The organism is Leptospiraceae bacterium, assembly GCA_016708435.1.
Taxonomy (GTDB): domain Bacteria; phylum Spirochaetota; class Leptospiria; order Leptospirales; family Leptospiraceae; genus UBA2033.
In genome coordinates, this window is the sequence record JADJFV010000034.1 from 339493 (window position 1) to 356094 (window position 16602).

The following is a 16602-nucleotide window of genomic DNA, read 5'->3' on the forward strand; positions in this document are numbered from 1 at the left end:
AATGAATTTATTAGTAATGCGGTTTTCGGCAATGGGGGATGTGGCACTGTTAGCACCTGCTCTGATTGCAATATCTGCCAATTATCCCAATGTTCAAATAACGCTTGTTACCCGCGGAAATTTCACTCCCTTTTTCTTCAATATGCCGAATGTAAACGTAATTGGCATTAACCTCAAGAAATACAAAGGCATTGTAGGAATCTGGAAGTTTTATAAGGAGCTTGAAAAATTGGGTCCTTATGATAAAATCATTGATTTACATTCCAGTCTTCGAAGTCGTGCTTTTTCTTTTATATATAGACTTAGAGGAATTCCTACCTTCACAATAAACAAGGGTAGAAAAGAAAAAAATGAACAAATTAAAAGGAAAAATAAAGTATTAAAAAATCTACCACATACAGTGGATCGATATTTAAAAGTATTTGAACATGCGGGGTTTCCGGCTGTTACACGCAGAGGACCCTGGATCAATGTGGATGCTGACTCAAAGATATATGCACAGGATTTTTTTAAGAGGATGGGGCTTAAAAAAAAGGAAACACTCTGGGTAGGTTTCGCACCATTTGCCGGTCATGAATTAAAAGAATGGCCTATGTATAAGTCCATTCATTTAGTGAAGCAAATTCAAACAGAGTTTAATGCCTGTATATTTCTTTTCGGATCCACAGAAGAGCGAAAGAAGTTAAAGGTGATTCAGGGTGATCTAGAAAATTGTTTTATAGTATCAGGGGATAAGATGGGTATCCGTGGAGAGTTGGGTATCATGGAAAAATTGGATTTGATGATAGGAATGGACTCATCAAATATTCACTTGATGGCATTACTCAAAAAACCTGTAATTGGAATCTTTGGAACTACTCATCCTTATTCTGGATTTGGTCCTTATGGTCAGGAAGATTCAGGAGTTTTGCAAGTGGAGCATCTTCCCTGTAGACCCTGTAGTATTTATGGAAACACTACTTGCTACAGAAAAGACTTTGCCTGTATGGAGATGATAGACCCGGCGGATGTAATCAAACGTATCCGCTTCGTCTTAAACGTGAATACTCTTTGGTAGGCAGACTTGTTACATGAATAAGTTAAGAAGATGATCTTTCTTTTCTTTGTCTTTGTGTAGAATAATCGCTCTTTCGTAAACATCTTCCATTTTTAAAACACAACCATTGAGTTCATGCTCTGATGCTATCTTAATGGAATTTTCAGAGAAGCGTTTGTATTTTTCAGCGTCTGTTAAAATTTCTATACATCTATCAGCAATTTCGATTGAGTTAAATGGCTCTGCGCAATAACCATTCTTATCGTCCTTAATCAGTTCGGGAATCGCAAATGATTTAACGCCAACTGCTGGTAAGCCGCAGGCAATGGATTCAAGTATTACAAGTCCTTGCGTTTCCATTGTAGACGCGGTTAAGAACAAATCATATTGTGGATACACTTCATGGAGCTTCGAGTTGTCAATGAAACCAGCGAATAGAATCTTATCAACTAAGTTTAATTTTTCTACCTGATGTTTGAGTGTAGCGATTGCAGGACCTTCTCCAATGATGGTAAGAGTTGCAGTTGGAAGTTTATTTAATATTAATTTGAAAGAGTTGATGATTACATCACAGTTTTTTTCGTAAGAAATTCTTCCTACATGAAGCAACTTAGGATTAGCCGGTAACTCCCGAATATTTCCTTTGAATCTAGATAAATCCATTCCGTTTGAAACAACCGTAATTGGTTTTCGAATTTCATATTCAAGAAGCTGTTCTCTGAGTAGATTAGAGGGGGATATGATTAGATCACATCTGTCGTATAGATTGTTGCAAAGTTTTAGAATGATTTTTTTTCTGATATTGAAGTTGTCCCATTTCTGAACTTTCACTAGATCTTTTAGTTTCAATTCTTTATCAAATCGATTGATCTTCATGAATAGTTTATCTAGTTTTAAGAGTCGGTAGAAAGATACGTATGTGTTTTGTTCTGCCATCAGTGTATGATAGGTTCCAATCGTAGGTATACCATATTTTTCCGCTGCGCTGATTGCGTATTGACCGAGTAGTCCGGGTGTATGAATGTGAATGATCTCTGGTTTAAAATCTTTAATGAGTCTTTTGATTTTGTCAGGATTTGGAAGAACTACTTTGATATCCGGATAGCTCGGGAGGTAACCGCATGTAAACCTCTCCACAGCAATTTTATCATTCATTCTTGAAAAATCTCCATCCCCATACTTGGGACAGGCAATTAAAAATTCGTGACCTCTATCTGAAAGTAATTCAGAAAAATTCTTAATGGATAAAGCAACTCCATCTACCTTAGGCAAAAACGTATCAGAAAAATACATGATTCTCATAACTACTCAGGCTCCTTTAAGCTCAATGAAGACAGTTTTTCTTTTTCCATTGTCTTTCACAATCAAAAATAACAAAAAAATCGTTTCTACTCAGAATGTTTTGCCACAGAGGCACAGAGTCACGGAGGGTTATGGAATTGTGTCATTTTTATTCATGTGCATCATGTGAAAGAGAGATAATAAAAAGTTGGAACAAATATCACTTAGTAACGGAATATCATTAATCTGAATTATGAAAATAAACATTTTTATTGAATATGACTCTCTCGAAATTTCTCTGTGTCTCCGTGCCTCTGTGGCAATAAGCAATTTTTATTTAACAGCTTTCTTTGCTTTTTGGGGATCTCGTATATGCATCACTTCAAATTGAGTTCTCGATTGATTGCCCATATTGTCAATAGCATAGAACTTTAACTCATACTCCCCTGGATCAGAAAAGCGGAGAGGTTCGATATAAACTTGTGATTCACCCCCGTTGATGGAATAGAATATGTTTTGAACCCCCGAGCAGGAATCTTTGGCTTCAATCTGGCTAATATAGATTTGTCGCTTGATTCCGTCAAAAGAAGAAAGGATATCTGCTCGGACTTCGGGCGGATTTAAATCATGGCGAAAGAATTTGCTATACGTTTTTGTATTTCCCAATCTATCCGAGGTAGTAATAAATAGCTCTATTGTTCGATCGGAGAACTGTTCTGGAATGGAGATTCCTTCTTTTACAGCCCAATCCATTTCCTTGAAATCATTTCCAGTTCTTAAAAAAACTTTTGCGGACTCTATTCCACTGAGTGCATCTTTTATTTTAATTTCGATTTTTGAGTTACGGCTTGTGTAAAGAAATTTCTCGTTATCCACAAATGTGTTTGTAAATACATACTCCACAAAAGGAGCTTCTGAATCTAAAATATATTCTACCGTTTTCATCTTTTCACGATTGCCTAGTCTGTCCTCAGAATAGTATTGAATCACATTGGAGCCTTCTTTTTGTAAATGAATTCCACCCTGATAGTTTAGCCATTTGCCATCGTTGATTTTGTAATAGGTTGACCAGCCTTTTGCTTTGCCTTCTACCACATCTAGAGTGATTAAATGACTTGCGGGAAGGAAGTTACCCGGTAAAGGCTGAACGGGGATTGGTTTTTTTGGCTCTACAACTCTTTGTTCAATTTCAAATACATCTGAATAATAGCCACGAATTCCAAATTGGTCAATGGCGGCAATTCTTCCATATCGGAAACTTGGATTTGTAGGAAGACGCAAAGATGTATCTTTTGTTTTAGCTTGATAAAGGATCCCAAGAAATTTAACAGAGTCAGCAATTTGAAGTTGGTATTCAACTGCTTGGGAATTTTTTTCCCACTCAATCCATATATATGGATTTTGTTCTTCTTCTGCTAAGATTGGGTAGGTTAAAAAAGTTAAGAGTAATACTAATTTGCCTAAGATAATTCTAGAAATTTGATTCATATGTTTGTTCCTAAAAAAACACTACTTATATTCTAATAAAAAAACAAGCAATTAAACATTGGGTGTGTGAACAAAATCAAAGCGGCAATTTGGGTTTGCAAAAAAAAACCTGCCCTTTAGTAAAGGCAGGTTTTTCTATGATTCAGATTAAGATTTGGTTTAGAGTAAATTATGCTCTATTGCTATTTTTGTAATCTCAGCATTTGAACTAACATTCATCTTTGTTTTGATGTTCTTTTTATGAAAATCAATTGTAAATTCTTGAACATTGAGTTCTCTTGCAATTTCTTTGTTCTTAAATCCTCTCGCAACAAAAGACATTACCTTTTTTTCTTGCGGAGTTAGAACATCGATTAATTTATTTGGGCTAAGCGACTGAACATATTCGCTATTGATTATATCTTGAATTACATAAGAAAAGAATCTTTTCCCTGCTTCTACTGCGTTGATAGCATCTGTAATTACTTGCGCTGGTTCGCTTTTTGACACAATCGCATCAATGTCTTCTTTGATAATCTTCTTGATAGAGAAGTGATCATCCATTGAAGTTAGCACCAATATCTTCATTTTCTTATTCAGCTTTTTGTAAATAGGAATAGCTGAAAAGAAGTTGAAAGATGGCATATACACATCCAAGCAAAGTAAATCGCAAGGGGTTTCTTTTAAAAGGCTGAATAATTCTTCACCGTTACCCGCTTCTCCGACGATTTTTATGTTTGGCATTTTTTGAAAGATAACCGTCATTGCTCTACGTATCAATTCATGGTCATCCGCGATTATTACTCTCATTAGTTTGTTTTCCAAAGTTTTTCCACTCATGTTAAATTAGTAAGGATAATCTAAATTATTCTTTTCTCCTCTTCGAAAATAAATTATTCTATTTATACTTATCTGTAGGTATCGATTTTTTATAAATACTTTTATCTGTCTATTAAAAAAAAAGCATATTTTATTTCATTAGAAATGAGTAAGGCAAGCTTATGTAAGTAAAAAAACGGGTGAAATTTTTGCTCAAAATTTTGACCTCAAAAAGTAAAAGTCGTGAAAACAATAGCGGTAATTTCTGTAGCAAAAATCTTTACGGCTACAGCAAAATTGCTTTCAATTGTCATTCTCGAAAATTTTAATCGGGAATCTAAAGGTATTTGAGTTGTTCAAAAAATGTCACCCTGAGGCTCTCTATTGAGCATACGTTAAACATTTAAGCCATCTAAAAGGGACATAGAAGCCAGATAGAAGCCGAACTCGGCTCGAAGATACGTTCTAGATTGGAGTCAGATTCGAATTACGGTTATAGTTTAAATGGTAATTGGGTTTTGCTACAGAGGCACAGAGTCAGGGAAAATTATGGGATTGCGCCATATTCATCTATGCGCATTGTATCCGTTTTGTTAAACAGCAAAGTAAAGCGAAGCGGTGTAGAGAATTGTTTTGAGAAAAAGTTTCATCTTTTTTTCATTCTTTTTCCGAATCCTATTGACTTAAGCCCGTAAAATTAATGTATAGTAAATTTTAAAATTGTTTAAGGAACCTAACAATGAGCGATAATCACAATCCACAGGGATACTGGACATTTCTTGTTATTCTAGTGCTAAATTTACTATTTTTTGTATATATTTCTTTTATTCATCCTGGGGTAGTTGGTGTAGATAAGCCGAATGCGTCAGTAAAGCAGGAAAAAAGCAAATAATAAAGTTAAGAATGCATTTAAAATTCATTAAAATTCTTTCTACTCTTTTGGTTTTGCTTTTCACGGGAGCGTTGTATTCTTATGACCCTGCCTATACGGAAAGCAATAATGAGCTGCCAAATGAAATTGTCGATTTGAAGATAGTAGAGAAATACGGAAATCAGATAAACTTGAATTTGCAATTCAAGAATGAAAAGGGTGAATTAGTTAGGCTTAAGGATTTTTTTAATTCTAGCGATAGACCTGTTTTTCTAACTATAATTTATTATCGATGTCCGACTCTTTGCAATTTTCACCTAAATGGGATTTCGAGAGTCTTCAAGTCCTTGGATTGGACTGTAGGAAAAGAATTTGAATTTGTTGCAGTGAGTATGGATCCCAATGAAACGCCTGCGCTTGCTTCCAAAAAAAGAGATGCCTATGTTTTGGACTACGTAAAAGAAAATCCAAAGCGTTCTGGAGACGGATGGCATTTCTTGACAGGAGAAGAATCGCAGATCAAAGAGCTTGCCGATTCAGTAGGATTCAGATACAGATGGAATGCACCGATCAAGCAATGGATTCATCCAGCCGTTGCGTATATTATTACGCCTGATGGAAAAGTTTCCCGCTATTTACATGGAATTGAATTTGGGGATAGAGAATTGAAGCTTTCCTTAATCGATGCTGCAAGTGGTAAAATTGGCAGTTTCACAGATAAATTTGCTTTATTTTGTTTTCAATTTGATCCGAATAAGAACAAATACACTTTGTATGCATACAATTTGATGAAACTAGGCGGAGCTATTACCGTAATTATAATGGCGGTTTTCTTATTTATGTTTTGGAGATTACAAATGAAAAATACAACTACTAAGGGAGAATTCTAAATGTATTCTTGGTTGAATATTAATCTGGCTAATACCTTTATGCCGGTCGAGGGAACTGAGTTAGCGGGAAATGTGGATAATCTATATATTTTCCTTCTAATTTCTAGTTTGATTTCTTTTATTATTTTAATTGGCGGAATGACTGCTTTTATCATCAAGTACAAACGCCGCAGTGCAAATGATAAAACCGCTTATATAACCCATAACAATCTCTTAGAGTTTTTGTGGAGTTTTATTCCATTCGTTATCATGATGGTAATTTTTTATTGGGGAAAACTCATTTACGATGACTATCGCACTCCACCTGAGAATGCGGAAGAGATTCACGTTACAGGTAGACAATGGGTTTGGAGATTTACTTATAAAAATGGTTATGCGTTTAGCACTAAGCCAGCAAATGCTGCAATGCTCAATGTCCCACTCAATAGACCAATTAAATTGGTTATGACATCGGGTGACGTTTTACACAGCTTCTTTATCCCTGGATTTAGAAACAAGCAAGACGTTGTTCCTGGAAGATACACCTACCTTTGGTTCAAAGCAACCAAGTTAGGACAATTCCAAGTTTTCTGCACTGAGTATTGTGGTTTAGAGCATTCCAATATGCCTGCCACTGTAAATGTAATGCCAGAGGCAGAATATGATGCTTGGGTTAGAGCCTATGTCCCAGAAGCAAGTGGTGGTGGATTAGCCGATAAAGGAAAAGAAATCTTCACTGAAAGAGGTTGCACAGCATGTCACTCTGTCAATGGAACTAGAATTGTAGGACCTACCATGAAGGGACTATCTGGAGCAAAAAGAGAGTTTGCAGATGGTAGCTCTGCGGTGGCGGATGATGCTTATTTACGTGAGTCAATTCTGAATTCCGGTGCCAAGATTGTGAAAGACTATCCAGCAGCGATGCCTATTTTCAAAGGGCAAATCGAAGAAGAAGACGTTTCAGCATTAATTGATTATATCAAGAGTTTAAAGTAGGAGTTCACATGGCGCATACAGAAACACATAGTCATGATTATTTGAATCATCAGAAGGGCTTATGGTCTTGGCTAACAACGATTGACCATAAGAGAATTGGAATCATGTATTTGATTGTAATTCTATTCTTTTTCTTAATTGGGGGCATTTTTGCCCTTTTAATCCGTATGGAATTATTTACAGCCGGTCCAACACTAGGCATTGATCCAGGGACTTACAATCGACTCATGACTTTTCATGGGGCGATTATGGTCTTCATGGTAATCGTTCCTGGCATTCCATCTATCTTTGGTAACTTTCTAATTCCAATTATGATAGGCGCAAAGGACGTTGCATTTCCTCGACTAAATCTAGCTAGCTGGTATGTATTTATGACGGGTGCGATCATTGCGTTTGCTTCTTTGTTTTTTGGAGGAGCGGATACAGGATGGACATTTTACACTCCCTATAGTATCAGACAACCAAACGGAGTAATCTTTGTAGTGCTCGGAGCATTCACAATGGGGATGGCTTCTATTTTAACAGGTCTTAATTTTATCGTAACCGTTCATAAATTGAGAGCGCCAGGTCAGACAATGACTCGGATTCCTCTTTTTGTTTGGGCAACTTACGCGACTGCGATCATTCAAGTATTAGCAACTCCGGTATTAGGTATAACACTCTTACTCCTAATCGCTGAAAAGACATTAGGCGTTGGGATTTTTGATCCTGCGTTAGGGGGAGATCCAGTATTGTTTCAACATTTCTTCTGGTTCTATTCTCATCCTGCTGTTTATATCATGGTTCTTCCTGCGATGGGGATTATCAGTGAGTTAATTGCTACTTATTCTAAAAAGACTGTGTTTGGTTATACTGCGATTGCTTATTCAAGCTTAGCGATTGCGGCAGTAAGTTTTATTGTTTGGGGACATCATATGTTTGTAAGTAGCCAATCAGAATTTGCTGGTATCATGTTCTCTATTATCACAATGCTTGTAGGAGTTCCTACTGCTATAAAACTTTTTAACTGGATTGCAACGATGTATATGGGTTCTATTAAGCTAGATGCTCCTATGCTTTTTGCGATTGGGTTTATGTTCTTGTTCACAATCGGTGGATTGACAGGTGTTTGGCTTGCAACTCTTGGAATGGACGTTCACTTTCACGATACTTATTTTGTAGTGGCTCACTTCCATTATGTAATGGTTGGGGGAACACTGATGGCATTTACCGGTGGAATCTTCTATTGGTTTCCTAAAATGTTTGGAAAGATTTGTAAAGATAGCATTGCGAGAGTTTCTTGGGTGTTTATTTTCACTGGCTTTAATGTTACCTTCTTCCCACAATTCATCTTAGGTGCGATGGGTATGCCAAGAAGATACTTCGACTATCTTCCACAGTATGAATCTTTGAATCAAGTCTCTACAGTTGGGTCTTGGCTCATTGGATTTGGATTTTTAATTGCTCTTTATGCTATTATAGATGGGCTTTTGAGAGGCGAAAAGGCTTCGAATAATCCTTGGGGCGGAACTACTTTAGAGTGGTTAGCTACTTCTCCTCCTCACCATGAAAATTTTGAAAAAACTCCAGTAGTAAGTGTAGGTCCGTATGAGTACCGTTAAAACAGAATCCCATTTTCATCACGCTCACCACTTTGACAGTGCTGAGCATCAATATTCTTCAGCCAAGCAGGGTATTTGGCTGTTTATGGTTACCGAAATTTTAATGTTCGGTGGATTGTTCGTTGCGTATTTGATTTACAAATCACTGTATGCACCTGTGTTTCATGTTGGAAGTTCTTACCTCGACGTGAAGATGGGAACGATCAATACATTCCTTCTTATTACGAGTTCTTTTACAATGGCTTTGGGGATTTACTTCAACCAAAAGAATGAGCGTAAGAAAGCTGTGATCAGTCTTGCGCTTACAATTCTTTGTGCAATTGGATTTATGACTGTCAAGTTCTTTGAATACAATCATAAGATTCATTTAGGACTTGTTCCGGGTAAGTTTTTTAACAATCCTGAGTTTGTGCAAAAGGTAGCAGATTTTGCTACGAATATGCAAGCTACATCTTCGGCTTATCAAGAAATTGATATTGCAGCATTAAAAAAGATTGCTCCCTTATACTTTGGATTTTACTTTGTAATGACAGGTCTTCATGGTTTTCACGTAATCATTGGAGCTTGTTTGATTTTTTGGGTAATGATAAGAACAGCGAAGGGCGACTTTGGCTCAGAATACTACACTCCTGTTGAAGGTGTAGGTTTATTCTGGCATATTGTAGACTTGATCTGGATTTATTTATTCCCACTTTTATATTTAGTAGGTTAATGAGGAAATTACTATGGAAGAATTTGTAAATTACGCACTGTATTTTATAGCATGTGTTTGTGTTTTAGTTCCTTTATTTGGTTTAGGACTTGCACCGGGGATTATTGTGAACTTAGAATTAGCTGCAATTCTTGGAAGTCTGTATTCTCAAATCGTTGAGAAAGGCTTGATTAAAGCTCTTATCAAGGATAAGGGTGATTCTCCAATGATTAGACCGATGGTTCCCGCCTTAGAAAATGTGCAGAGAACCATTGATTCAATCGAAGACGGAACATTCGGAAAAAAAAAAATAGATAAACACGAAGAACATGGCCACCATATAATTCCAATTTCTGTCTACACAGGCGTTTTAGCTATATTAGCTGTCGGAACGATCATTACTGTTGGAGTAGCACAGCTAGATTTCGGACCTTGGAATACTGTGATTGCCATGTTCGTTGCAACGATCAAAGCAAGCTTTGTCTTGTTATTCTTCATGCATTTGAAGTATGATAACGCAATGAACAAGGTTATTTTTGGCTCGGGCTTTTTCTTTTTACTGATTTTATTCTCTTTTAGTGTTATCGATATTTATACGAGAGTAAAACCAATTTTAGGATTTCCTAAGTTTTAATGCCTAATCCTACCTGCAACTGCGGAACCGATAGAGCATCCCTGGATGCAGAAGAAAGTAGAAAGTATTCTAAGATGTCTATTTTTCTTCTGCTCTTTGGAGTATCTGCCGTTCCCATTTCCCTCGAATTCAAATGCAAAAAATGCGGTCAAACCTTTGATCGCCTGAGCGAAGAAGAATTAAAAAACTTTAAATACTAAATTGCTTTGCTTTCCTAACTAACTTCAGTTCGGTGTAACAGATATTTCATTTGTCATCCCCGAAATTCCGCCCTTTCGCTTCGCTCACACTACCGCCAAGCGATATCGGGCAATGTCATTAAGATAAGAGTTTTTCACCACGAAGAGCACGAAGTTCACGAAGGGGTTTATGAAGAAATCCTGTCTTTTCTTCGTGTTCTTCGTGCCCTTCGTGGTTAAATTTTTCTTAGTTTTCCTTAACTTAATGACATTGAGCGATATCGGGGATCTCAAGAAGTAGAGATTCTCGCTATACTCAGGGGTTGTGTAAAAACAAAGATTTTAATAAACCACGAAGAGCACGAAGTTCACGAAGGTCAAAATTTCCTAGGAAATTTTCTCTTTTTCTTCGTGTCCTTCGCGCTCTTCGTGGTAAAAAGAATGCTTTTACACAGTCCCCTCTGTTCATTACCGCTTAGCCTTTAAATCTACAAAACATATGGCTAAAAATAAAAAACTTCATTGAAAATTTAAAAAATTAGATTGAAAAAAATAAAAATTACATTGAAATTTTCGAGAATTTCAATGTAATTTTACAGAACTTCATTGAAAAAAAATAAAATTTCAATGAAGTTTTTTATTTTTGAAACAGGGAAAATTATTTTTAGAACAGGGCTTTTGTTTTCTTAAGTATTCAAAAAATTTTACTTAACCTGTAGCTTTGGTTTTATGAATGATAGTATCAAAGATAATGTCAATGTTAATGTCTAAGATACTTGTGAAATTTTAAGAGTATCTTTGATAGCATCATTCATAGAATTGTTGATAGTGTCTTTGATGTGGGGTTAATTGCTAGGAATGGATAACGTCTAATTTTTTACTCAGCAGCTTGCATTAGTATATCATGATACAGCACATCACTAATCCAAAAGCCTGCATCCTTTCGTAGTGCATCTAGTAGCGGCATAACTCGTTCTACCACACGCTTTTGTTATCATATTTTCTGTAAATGTATTAGATCTTGTTTTAAATCTTCTATGTCATAGTGAATGGGAATTTTTCTGGTAGCTAAAATCTTTTGGAATTGGAATTGATGCAACCCACAAAGCTTAGCAGCTTTGCCCAGACTCAATTTATTCATCTGGAAAAACAAAACAGAAATTTCCGTTAGAAATTCCTGTTCGGACATTCCAGTTTGATTTACAATTTCTGATGAGATTAAGACTGACATTAGTTTCATAGTAATCAATTTTAGAAGCCAGTCAAGTAATTTTGCTTGATGAGATACTTAAAAGAACAGACTGTCATTGGATAGATTGGCCGTTTCCAATTTGGAAATTGGTCGGGGGGAAGGCTAATATTGCAATAGTATCCCGCATTTAGTCTTAGTAGAATTCCCGATTGGATTTTTGCAATGATCTCTATTAAAACTCCTTGCTATTTTATTTTTCCAGTTTAGAATGACCTTGGGTAAGGTAAAAGTTATGATAAAAGAACAAGTAATAGAAATGATTCAGTCTCTACCCGAAGATGTATCCCTAGATAGGATATTGGAAGAGTTATTTTTTAAACTAGTTATCGATTCTTCTTTAAGACAATTGGATGAAGGTAAAGGTATCCCTCATTCACAAGTAGTGCAAGAATTTCTCTATGCCTGAAAATATCTACTGGTCTCCTAAAGCAATTGACCATCTCAGAGGAATCAGAGATTATATAGCTAAAGATTCTAACATCTATGCTAAAAATGTAATATCACAAATTCTTCAAAAAATAGAAGCAATAGGCAAATCTCCGTTATCTGGTAGAATTGTTCCCGAATACAATCAAAGTGAACTACGTGAAAGACGCTATGGCAATTACAGAATCGTATATAGAATAAAGACCGACAAAATAGAAATAGCCGCAATCTTTCATACTGCTCAAATTCTAAAAGATTTAGATTAACAGTTATTCGAATTTCCCTTTTCCTCCATTTACTAACCCAGCAGCTAATCACCATTTACCTTTTTACTACTCAATGAAACCATTTCCATAACTAGAAATTCCCATTTTTTTCCATTCCATCTACCTAAAATTGGGTAGATCGGCTTACAAAAAACGTATAAATCTACCCAATTTGAGGTATTTACAATCTTCGAAGAATATGCGATAATTGGTTATGGGAAAAGTTAGGTGATCGGGTAGATGCTAGTATTTTTTAATTCGTTTTCAACTCTCTTTTGCCACTTTCAATAATGGAAATAGTTTCAAATCAAAAAATGCAGGAAAACTAAACGATGACCTTTAAATCTAAATACTATTTTTTATTTAATAGCATAGTTCTAATCACTTTACTCTTTTATCTCCCTGTCTATTCGCAGGAAAAGAAAGGAAAACCAACCAAAGCCTACCACATCAAATCGAAAGGCATGAAGCTAACTGAGATTGATGAAGAAGGTGTTCCAATCAATAACGGAAAGCGTTATGCGATAATCATCGGAATCAATGATTACAATGATACGGCAATTTCTGATTTGTCTAAGGCACGAAATGATGCGAAGGGAATCGGAAAGATTCTAAAAGACATTGGGCAGTTTGACCAAGTCTTTGTAATGACAGATGATGTGGTCAGAAGTGATCCAGAGCATTTGTATCCGACGAAATTAAACATAGAAGAAAAGATTGAAAGTGTTCTACGATTTACAACTCCAGATGATTTAATCGTGTTCTACTTTTCAGGACATGGAATTTCTGATTACGATGAAAATGGATTTTTAGTAACAGCAGATACGGTAGCGGATAAAAAATTTGATACTTCTCTCAGAGTAGATTGGATAGTCAAAAAATTCAAAGAAAAGAAAATCAAAAAATCTCTCCTTGTGCTAGATGCGTGTAGGGATAAATTATATACCTCAAAAAGTTCCGAACGAGACAGCATTAAAGAAAAAATCTATACAGAAGCAGAAGTTGCGGCTACTTTCTATTCGACGAAGTCCGGTTATTACAGCTATGAAGACGACGACTCCGACTACGGGGTATTTACAAAGAATTTGATTTATGGAATGGAAGGCAGAGCAGATGACAACAATGATGGTGTAGTATCCTTCGGAGAATTACAGCAGTTTGTCGAAAAAGGCGTTCGGGATTGGTCGATAAAAAAGAACAAACAACAAAAACCATTCACTAAAATCTATGGAGAAAGAACAGGTGACTTGGCAATCACTGTTGCTGGTAAGCCTGAAGTAAGTCTTGCGGATAAAAAGGTAGTAGTTCCTTCTCGCATTGGATATGTATGGCGTTCTGCATTGGTTCCCGGTTGGGGGCAATACAATAGCGGAGCCAAGAAGCGGGGAATTTCTTACTTTGTAATTAGCCTTGGCTTTCTAGGTCTTCATGCCTCCAATATGAGCAAATTAAGTGCAGCCCAATCAGCGTATACTGGAGCTTTTGCGATTCCAGGAAGTTTGTTTCTCCCTACCTACATGAACTTACAAAACAAAAAAAGCAGTTTAGAAAAGGCTGGTAATGCCTCCATGATAAGCCTTGGTTTATTGGTTGGATTTTGGATTTGGAATGTAATAGACGCAGGGGTTTTGACTGATTTGCCCACAGAACCTAAAACATCAGGACTTCAATTTAATATCGAGAGAGATTCCCTGTCATCACAAAGCTTTGTAGTAGGAATGCCAAGTTCTGAGACGAGGAACTATGTGGAGTGGTATTGGAGATTTTGATGTGCTTTCCCAAGGGCGTGGATTAACCCACGCCCTTGGGAAATATATGATAGAAACAAAAATTTAACAAACAAAAAAGGAAAAAAATTATGAACACGAACGATTCAAAATTCAAGATTAAGAATTCAAAATTCCTTGGAGTAACAATATTATTCATCATCGGATTATTTACCTATTGCCCTATGGTTAAATACAATAATCCGACCGATGGTGCGGGCGGGTTGGTTATGCAGTTGTTGGATACATTCGGTAAAACAATTAATGGAAATGCGAATCAAACCACAAATACTTTCGCAATGCGAGATGTAGTAACATCAATAGATGAAGGAACTTCAAAGACAATTTATGTTCGTTTGGCTGTAAAGAGTAATACAACACAAACAATTACAATCAAAACAGATATTCCTGCTTTAGAAGTAAATCCTACTACTCTTACCTTTACCCCTGATAATTCCACGGTAGAACAGAGCTTTACAGTATCAGCATTGATTGACAGTAATCTGGTGGATGAAAAAGGAAATGTTACACTAAGTAGTTCAGGCGAGTTGGAAGCAAAGACGCTCGGAATAACAAACAAAGATGTAACTGGGAATTGGGTAAGTATAACGACAGACAATAGCTTTGTAGAGGAAGGAAATAAGGGAAGTATTAATTTGAAACTTACTGTCAAGCCATATGAAACAATTAAAATTGATCTAACATCTGATTATACAGGATTGACTGTCGATACTGGACAATTGACATTTACAAAAGATAATTGGAGCACGGAACAAATTGTAGGGTTAACTGGATCGATTGATACTAATACGATTTCAGAAAATGTAAAAATCACTGGAAGCACATCTGGAATTACTAACTTTCTAACTCTTACTTACAGGGAAAATTCAATTGTAATTCCATCTACTGTTTCTATATATAATGGAGAGCATATCACAGCCAAACTATCTTATCAACCTGGAGCTAATGTTACAATAGCAGTAACTGCCTCTTTAACTTTTAATGGAACTACTACCGCTTCTTCCTTGAACTTTACACCTAGTAATTATAGCACAACACAGAATATAGTTCAAATCAATAGTATCACAAACCTTCTATTGGATACTAATTTGTATAGTAATATTCAAACCCTAACTATTACTGCCAGTTCAAATGGAATGGCAACTGTATCAAAATCTGTGCTTTTAGATATTGATAAGACTTATACAACAACTACGAATGCAGTTTACACTGGTGGCACTGCTTTAGATGAAACAATTACAGATACGGTGAATAACCTAATCTGGCAAAAATGCAATATGGGACAAACTGGAACAACTTGCTCCGGTGGTCGCACAACTGCGAACTGGGCAAATTCCATATCCTATTGCGATACACTTTCAATAGGAGGAAATTCAAACTGGAGACTGCCAACGAAATCAGAGTTGGCGACCTTGGTATCTGGTTCTATTTCTCCGACGACTCACACAATTTTTGCAAGCTATACTATCGCCAACAATTATTGGTCGTCTACTACCTACGCGCCAAATACTCCCAATGCGTGGTTCGTCTATTTCAACAATGGCCTTGTCAACGTCATCAATAAGACAAGTAACGTCTATGTACGTTGTGTTTCCGGACCGTAGTCTTGGACATTTGGTAATTTATTTCTTATATATGGGTATCTGTCTTGACATCGTCTTAAGGTGAGGCTAATGGTTCGACTCCGCTCACCAACCGCCGACTTTATCTACTGTGGAAGATTTGAACTATTTCCAAGCGAAGCTTCGAGATGGACTACACACTTGAGCTGAAAGAAGAAAAAGGAAACCTGATTGTGTTTGGGGTTAAGAAGAAAATTGTAGAGACATTACAACATGACGACGTAGAGACAATTCATGAATTGACTTTACGATCATTCTAATTTCGAATAGGGCTGTATTGTTTTTAATTTAGAAATTCCAGAATAATGTTTTAAATTGAAAGTATGAAGCGGTAAATTTAAAGATAGTGGCTGTTGAGGCAATTAATATTTCAATAATTCCCAGTTCCTTGCTTAGGTGTGATTTGGCAAAACTTTGTAATGCTAATTCGCAATGCCTTAGAAAGCCAAAGATCAAAGGAACCAAATTTCTTTGTGATGGATTCAATTTCTTTCTTAGAACGGCAACCTTTTATTAGCTCCATATATACATATCCAGCAGAATAAATTGTTCATTTTCATTCTCGCGAAACCAATCCAATGCAGGTTGATAATTTCTTAAAGAGTCTATGAGTATGTCTGTATCCAAAAGGATCATTTAAAAATTCTCTCATTTTCTGTTTGTCTTAGCCTTTGGACAAACTCTACACTATTTTCGATATCAGATCGATGAGCCCAGAGACCAGCAGCTTTCAATATATCTTTACCTGTCATATATTTAGATTCATGTAATTTCTTTTTTGGGAGTAGTCTTAGTTAAAGATTTT

18 protein-coding genes are annotated in these 16602 nt (G+C 36.2%); 12 read left to right on the forward strand and 6 right to left on the reverse strand.

Annotation, left to right across the window (positions count from 1 at the left end; all coding sequences use genetic code 11):
• Position 1 precedes the first annotated feature (1 nt).
• A complete protein-coding gene (locus IPH52_24350; GenBank protein MBK7058124.1) occupies positions 2-1057 on the forward strand; it encodes a glycosyltransferase family 9 protein in 1056 nt (351 codons plus the stop codon).
• 9 nt (positions 1058-1066) lie between these two features.
• Here the strand turns inward: IPH52_24350 and IPH52_24355 are convergent, their stop codons facing one another.
• The 3 genes from IPH52_24355 to IPH52_24365 all read right to left on the reverse strand — a co-directional run bounded on the left by IPH52_24355 (position 1067) and on the right by IPH52_24365 (position 4594).
• Positions 1067-2338 carry a glycosyltransferase gene (locus IPH52_24355; protein MBK7058125.1) on the reverse strand — a complete coding sequence of 424 codons (1272 nt, stop codon included), beginning with the start codon at positions 2336-2338 and terminating at the stop codon, positions 1067-1069.
• Between the two features lie 312 nt (positions 2339-2650).
• Positions 2651-3805 carry a hypothetical protein gene (locus IPH52_24360; GenBank protein ID MBK7058126.1) on the reverse strand — a complete coding sequence of 385 codons (1155 nt, stop codon included), beginning with the start codon at positions 3803-3805 and terminating at the stop codon, positions 2651-2653.
• 159 nt (positions 3806-3964) lie between these two features.
• On the reverse strand, positions 3965-4594 hold the full coding sequence (locus tag IPH52_24365) for a response regulator transcription factor (protein MBK7058127.1): 630 nt from the start codon (positions 4592-4594) through the stop codon (positions 3965-3967).
• 748 nt (positions 4595-5342) lie between these two features.
• Here IPH52_24365 and IPH52_24370 point away from each other — a divergent pair.
• Genes IPH52_24370 through IPH52_24400 form a run of 7 tightly spaced genes read left to right on the forward strand, consistent with a single transcriptional unit; the run spans position 5343 to position 10465 of the window.
• Positions 5343-5495 carry a hypothetical protein gene (locus tag IPH52_24370; protein MBK7058128.1) on the forward strand — a complete coding sequence of 51 codons (153 nt, stop codon included), beginning with the start codon at positions 5343-5345 and terminating at the stop codon, positions 5493-5495.
• A gap of 11 nt (positions 5496-5506) precedes the next feature.
• A complete protein-coding gene (locus IPH52_24375; protein ID MBK7058129.1) occupies positions 5507-6364 on the forward strand; it encodes an SCO family protein in 858 nt (285 codons plus the stop codon).
• Positions 6365-6403: 39 nt separating this feature from the next.
• Positions 6404-7339, forward strand: coding sequence for a cytochrome c oxidase subunit II (coxB, locus tag IPH52_24380; protein ID MBK7058130.1), 936 nt, complete (start codon positions 6404-6406; stop codon positions 7337-7339).
• Between the two features lie 8 nt (positions 7340-7347).
• Positions 7348-8940 (forward strand): cbb3-type cytochrome c oxidase subunit I, encoded by a 1593-nt coding sequence (locus tag IPH52_24385; protein ID MBK7058131.1) that lies wholly within the window; start codon positions 7348-7350, stop codon positions 8938-8940.
• Positions 8927-9652 carry a cytochrome c oxidase subunit 3 family protein gene (locus IPH52_24390; GenBank protein ID MBK7058132.1) on the forward strand — a complete coding sequence of 242 codons (726 nt, stop codon included), beginning with the start codon at positions 8927-8929 and terminating at the stop codon, positions 9650-9652. The genes IPH52_24385 and IPH52_24390 overlap by 14 nt, the downstream gene beginning before the upstream one ends.
• 13 nt (positions 9653-9665) lie before the next feature.
• The gene (locus IPH52_24395) at positions 9666-10265 is read left to right on the forward strand and encodes a cytochrome C oxidase subunit IV family protein (protein ID MBK7058133.1); all 600 of its coding nucleotides are present in this window, start codon (positions 9666-9668) and stop codon (positions 10263-10265) included.
• A complete protein-coding gene (locus IPH52_24400) occupies positions 10265-10465 on the forward strand; it encodes a hypothetical protein (GenBank protein MBK7058134.1) in 201 nt (66 codons plus the stop codon). The genes IPH52_24395 and IPH52_24400 overlap by 1 nt, the downstream gene beginning before the upstream one ends.
• A gap of 856 nt (positions 10466-11321) precedes the next feature.
• Here IPH52_24400 and IPH52_24405 read toward each other — a convergent pair.
• Together IPH52_24405 and IPH52_24410 are read right to left on the reverse strand one after the other, a co-directional pair.
• Positions 11322-11426: a DUF3368 domain-containing protein gene (locus IPH52_24405; GenBank protein ID MBK7058135.1), complete on the reverse strand. Its 105-nt coding sequence runs from the start codon at positions 11424-11426 to the stop codon at positions 11322-11324.
• Between the two features lie 12 nt (positions 11427-11438).
• Positions 11439-11675, reverse strand: a complete 237-nt coding sequence (locus IPH52_24410; GenBank protein ID MBK7058136.1) for a UPF0175 family protein — start codon at positions 11673-11675, stop codon at positions 11439-11441.
• A gap of 253 nt (positions 11676-11928) precedes the next feature.
• Between IPH52_24410 and IPH52_24415 the strand changes: the two genes are divergently transcribed.
• The 4 genes from IPH52_24415 (at position 11929) to IPH52_24430 (ending at position 15779) form a co-directional block, all read left to right on the forward strand.
• Positions 11929-12102, forward strand: coding sequence for a hypothetical protein (locus IPH52_24415; GenBank protein ID MBK7058137.1), 174 nt, complete (start codon positions 11929-11931; stop codon positions 12100-12102).
• On the forward strand, positions 12095-12388 hold the full coding sequence (locus IPH52_24420) for a type II toxin-antitoxin system RelE/ParE family toxin (GenBank protein MBK7058138.1): 294 nt from the start codon (positions 12095-12097) through the stop codon (positions 12386-12388). Before IPH52_24415 ends, IPH52_24420 begins: the two co-directional genes overlap by 8 nt.
• Positions 12389-12720: 332 nt before the next feature.
• Positions 12721-14157: a caspase family protein gene (locus tag IPH52_24425; GenBank protein ID MBK7058139.1), complete on the forward strand. Its 1437-nt coding sequence runs from the start codon at positions 12721-12723 to the stop codon at positions 14155-14157.
• 89 nt (positions 14158-14246) lie between these two features.
• Positions 14247-15779 (forward strand): DUF1566 domain-containing protein, encoded by a 1533-nt coding sequence (locus IPH52_24430; protein ID MBK7058140.1) that lies wholly within the window; start codon positions 14247-14249, stop codon positions 15777-15779.
• Between the two features lie 388 nt (positions 15780-16167).
• On the opposite strand, the gene IPH52_24435 is transcribed toward IPH52_24430, so the two are convergent.
• On the reverse strand, positions 16168-16320 hold the full coding sequence (locus IPH52_24435) for a hypothetical protein (protein ID MBK7058141.1): 153 nt from the start codon (positions 16318-16320) through the stop codon (positions 16168-16170).
• Positions 16321-16602 lie beyond the last annotated feature (282 nt).

What these genes read in the sequence shown, in the direction of transcription:
- IPH52_24430 (MBK7058140.1), top strand. Translation starts at nt 14,247, where the DNA reads ATGAACACGAACGATTCAAAATTCAAGATTAAGAATTCAAAATTCCTT.
- IPH52_24435 (MBK7058141.1), bottom strand. Translation starts at nt 16,320, where the DNA reads ATGGAGCTAATAAAAGGTTGCCGTTCTAAGAAAGAAATTGAATCCATC.
- IPH52_24415 (MBK7058137.1), top strand. Translation starts at nt 11,929, where the DNA reads ATGATAAAAGAACAAGTAATAGAAATGATTCAGTCTCTACCCGAAGAT.
- IPH52_24360 (MBK7058126.1), bottom strand. Translation starts at nt 3,805, where the DNA reads ATGAATCAAATTTCTAGAATTATCTTAGGCAAATTAGTATTACTCTTA.
- IPH52_24400 (MBK7058134.1), top strand. Translation starts at nt 10,265, where the DNA reads ATGCCTAATCCTACCTGCAACTGCGGAACCGATAGAGCATCCCTGGAT.
- IPH52_24365 (MBK7058127.1), bottom strand. Translation starts at nt 4,594, where the DNA reads ATGAGAGTAATAATCGCGGATGACCATGAATTGATACGTAGAGCAATG.
- IPH52_24410 (MBK7058136.1), bottom strand. Translation starts at nt 11,675, where the DNA reads ATGTCAGTCTTAATCTCATCAGAAATTGTAAATCAAACTGGAATGTCC.
- IPH52_24370 (MBK7058128.1), top strand. Translation starts at nt 5,343, where the DNA reads ATGAGCGATAATCACAATCCACAGGGATACTGGACATTTCTTGTTATT.
- IPH52_24385 (MBK7058131.1), top strand. Translation starts at nt 7,348, where the DNA reads ATGGCGCATACAGAAACACATAGTCATGATTATTTGAATCATCAGAAG.
- IPH52_24355 (MBK7058125.1), bottom strand. Translation starts at nt 2,338, where the DNA reads ATGAGAATCATGTATTTTTCTGATACGTTTTTGCCTAAGGTAGATGGA.
- IPH52_24375 (MBK7058129.1), top strand. Translation starts at nt 5,507, where the DNA reads ATGCATTTAAAATTCATTAAAATTCTTTCTACTCTTTTGGTTTTGCTT.
- IPH52_24395 (MBK7058133.1), top strand. Translation starts at nt 9,666, where the DNA reads ATGGAAGAATTTGTAAATTACGCACTGTATTTTATAGCATGTGTTTGT.
- IPH52_24390 (MBK7058132.1), top strand. Translation starts at nt 8,927, where the DNA reads ATGAGTACCGTTAAAACAGAATCCCATTTTCATCACGCTCACCACTTT.
- coxB (MBK7058130.1), top strand. Translation starts at nt 6,404, where the DNA reads ATGCCGGTCGAGGGAACTGAGTTAGCGGGAAATGTGGATAATCTATAT.
- IPH52_24420 (MBK7058138.1), top strand. Translation starts at nt 12,095, where the DNA reads ATGCCTGAAAATATCTACTGGTCTCCTAAAGCAATTGACCATCTCAGA.
- IPH52_24350 (MBK7058124.1), top strand. Translation starts at nt 2, where the DNA reads ATGAATTTATTAGTAATGCGGTTTTCGGCAATGGGGGATGTGGCACTG.
- IPH52_24425 (MBK7058139.1), top strand. Translation starts at nt 12,721, where the DNA reads ATGACCTTTAAATCTAAATACTATTTTTTATTTAATAGCATAGTTCTA.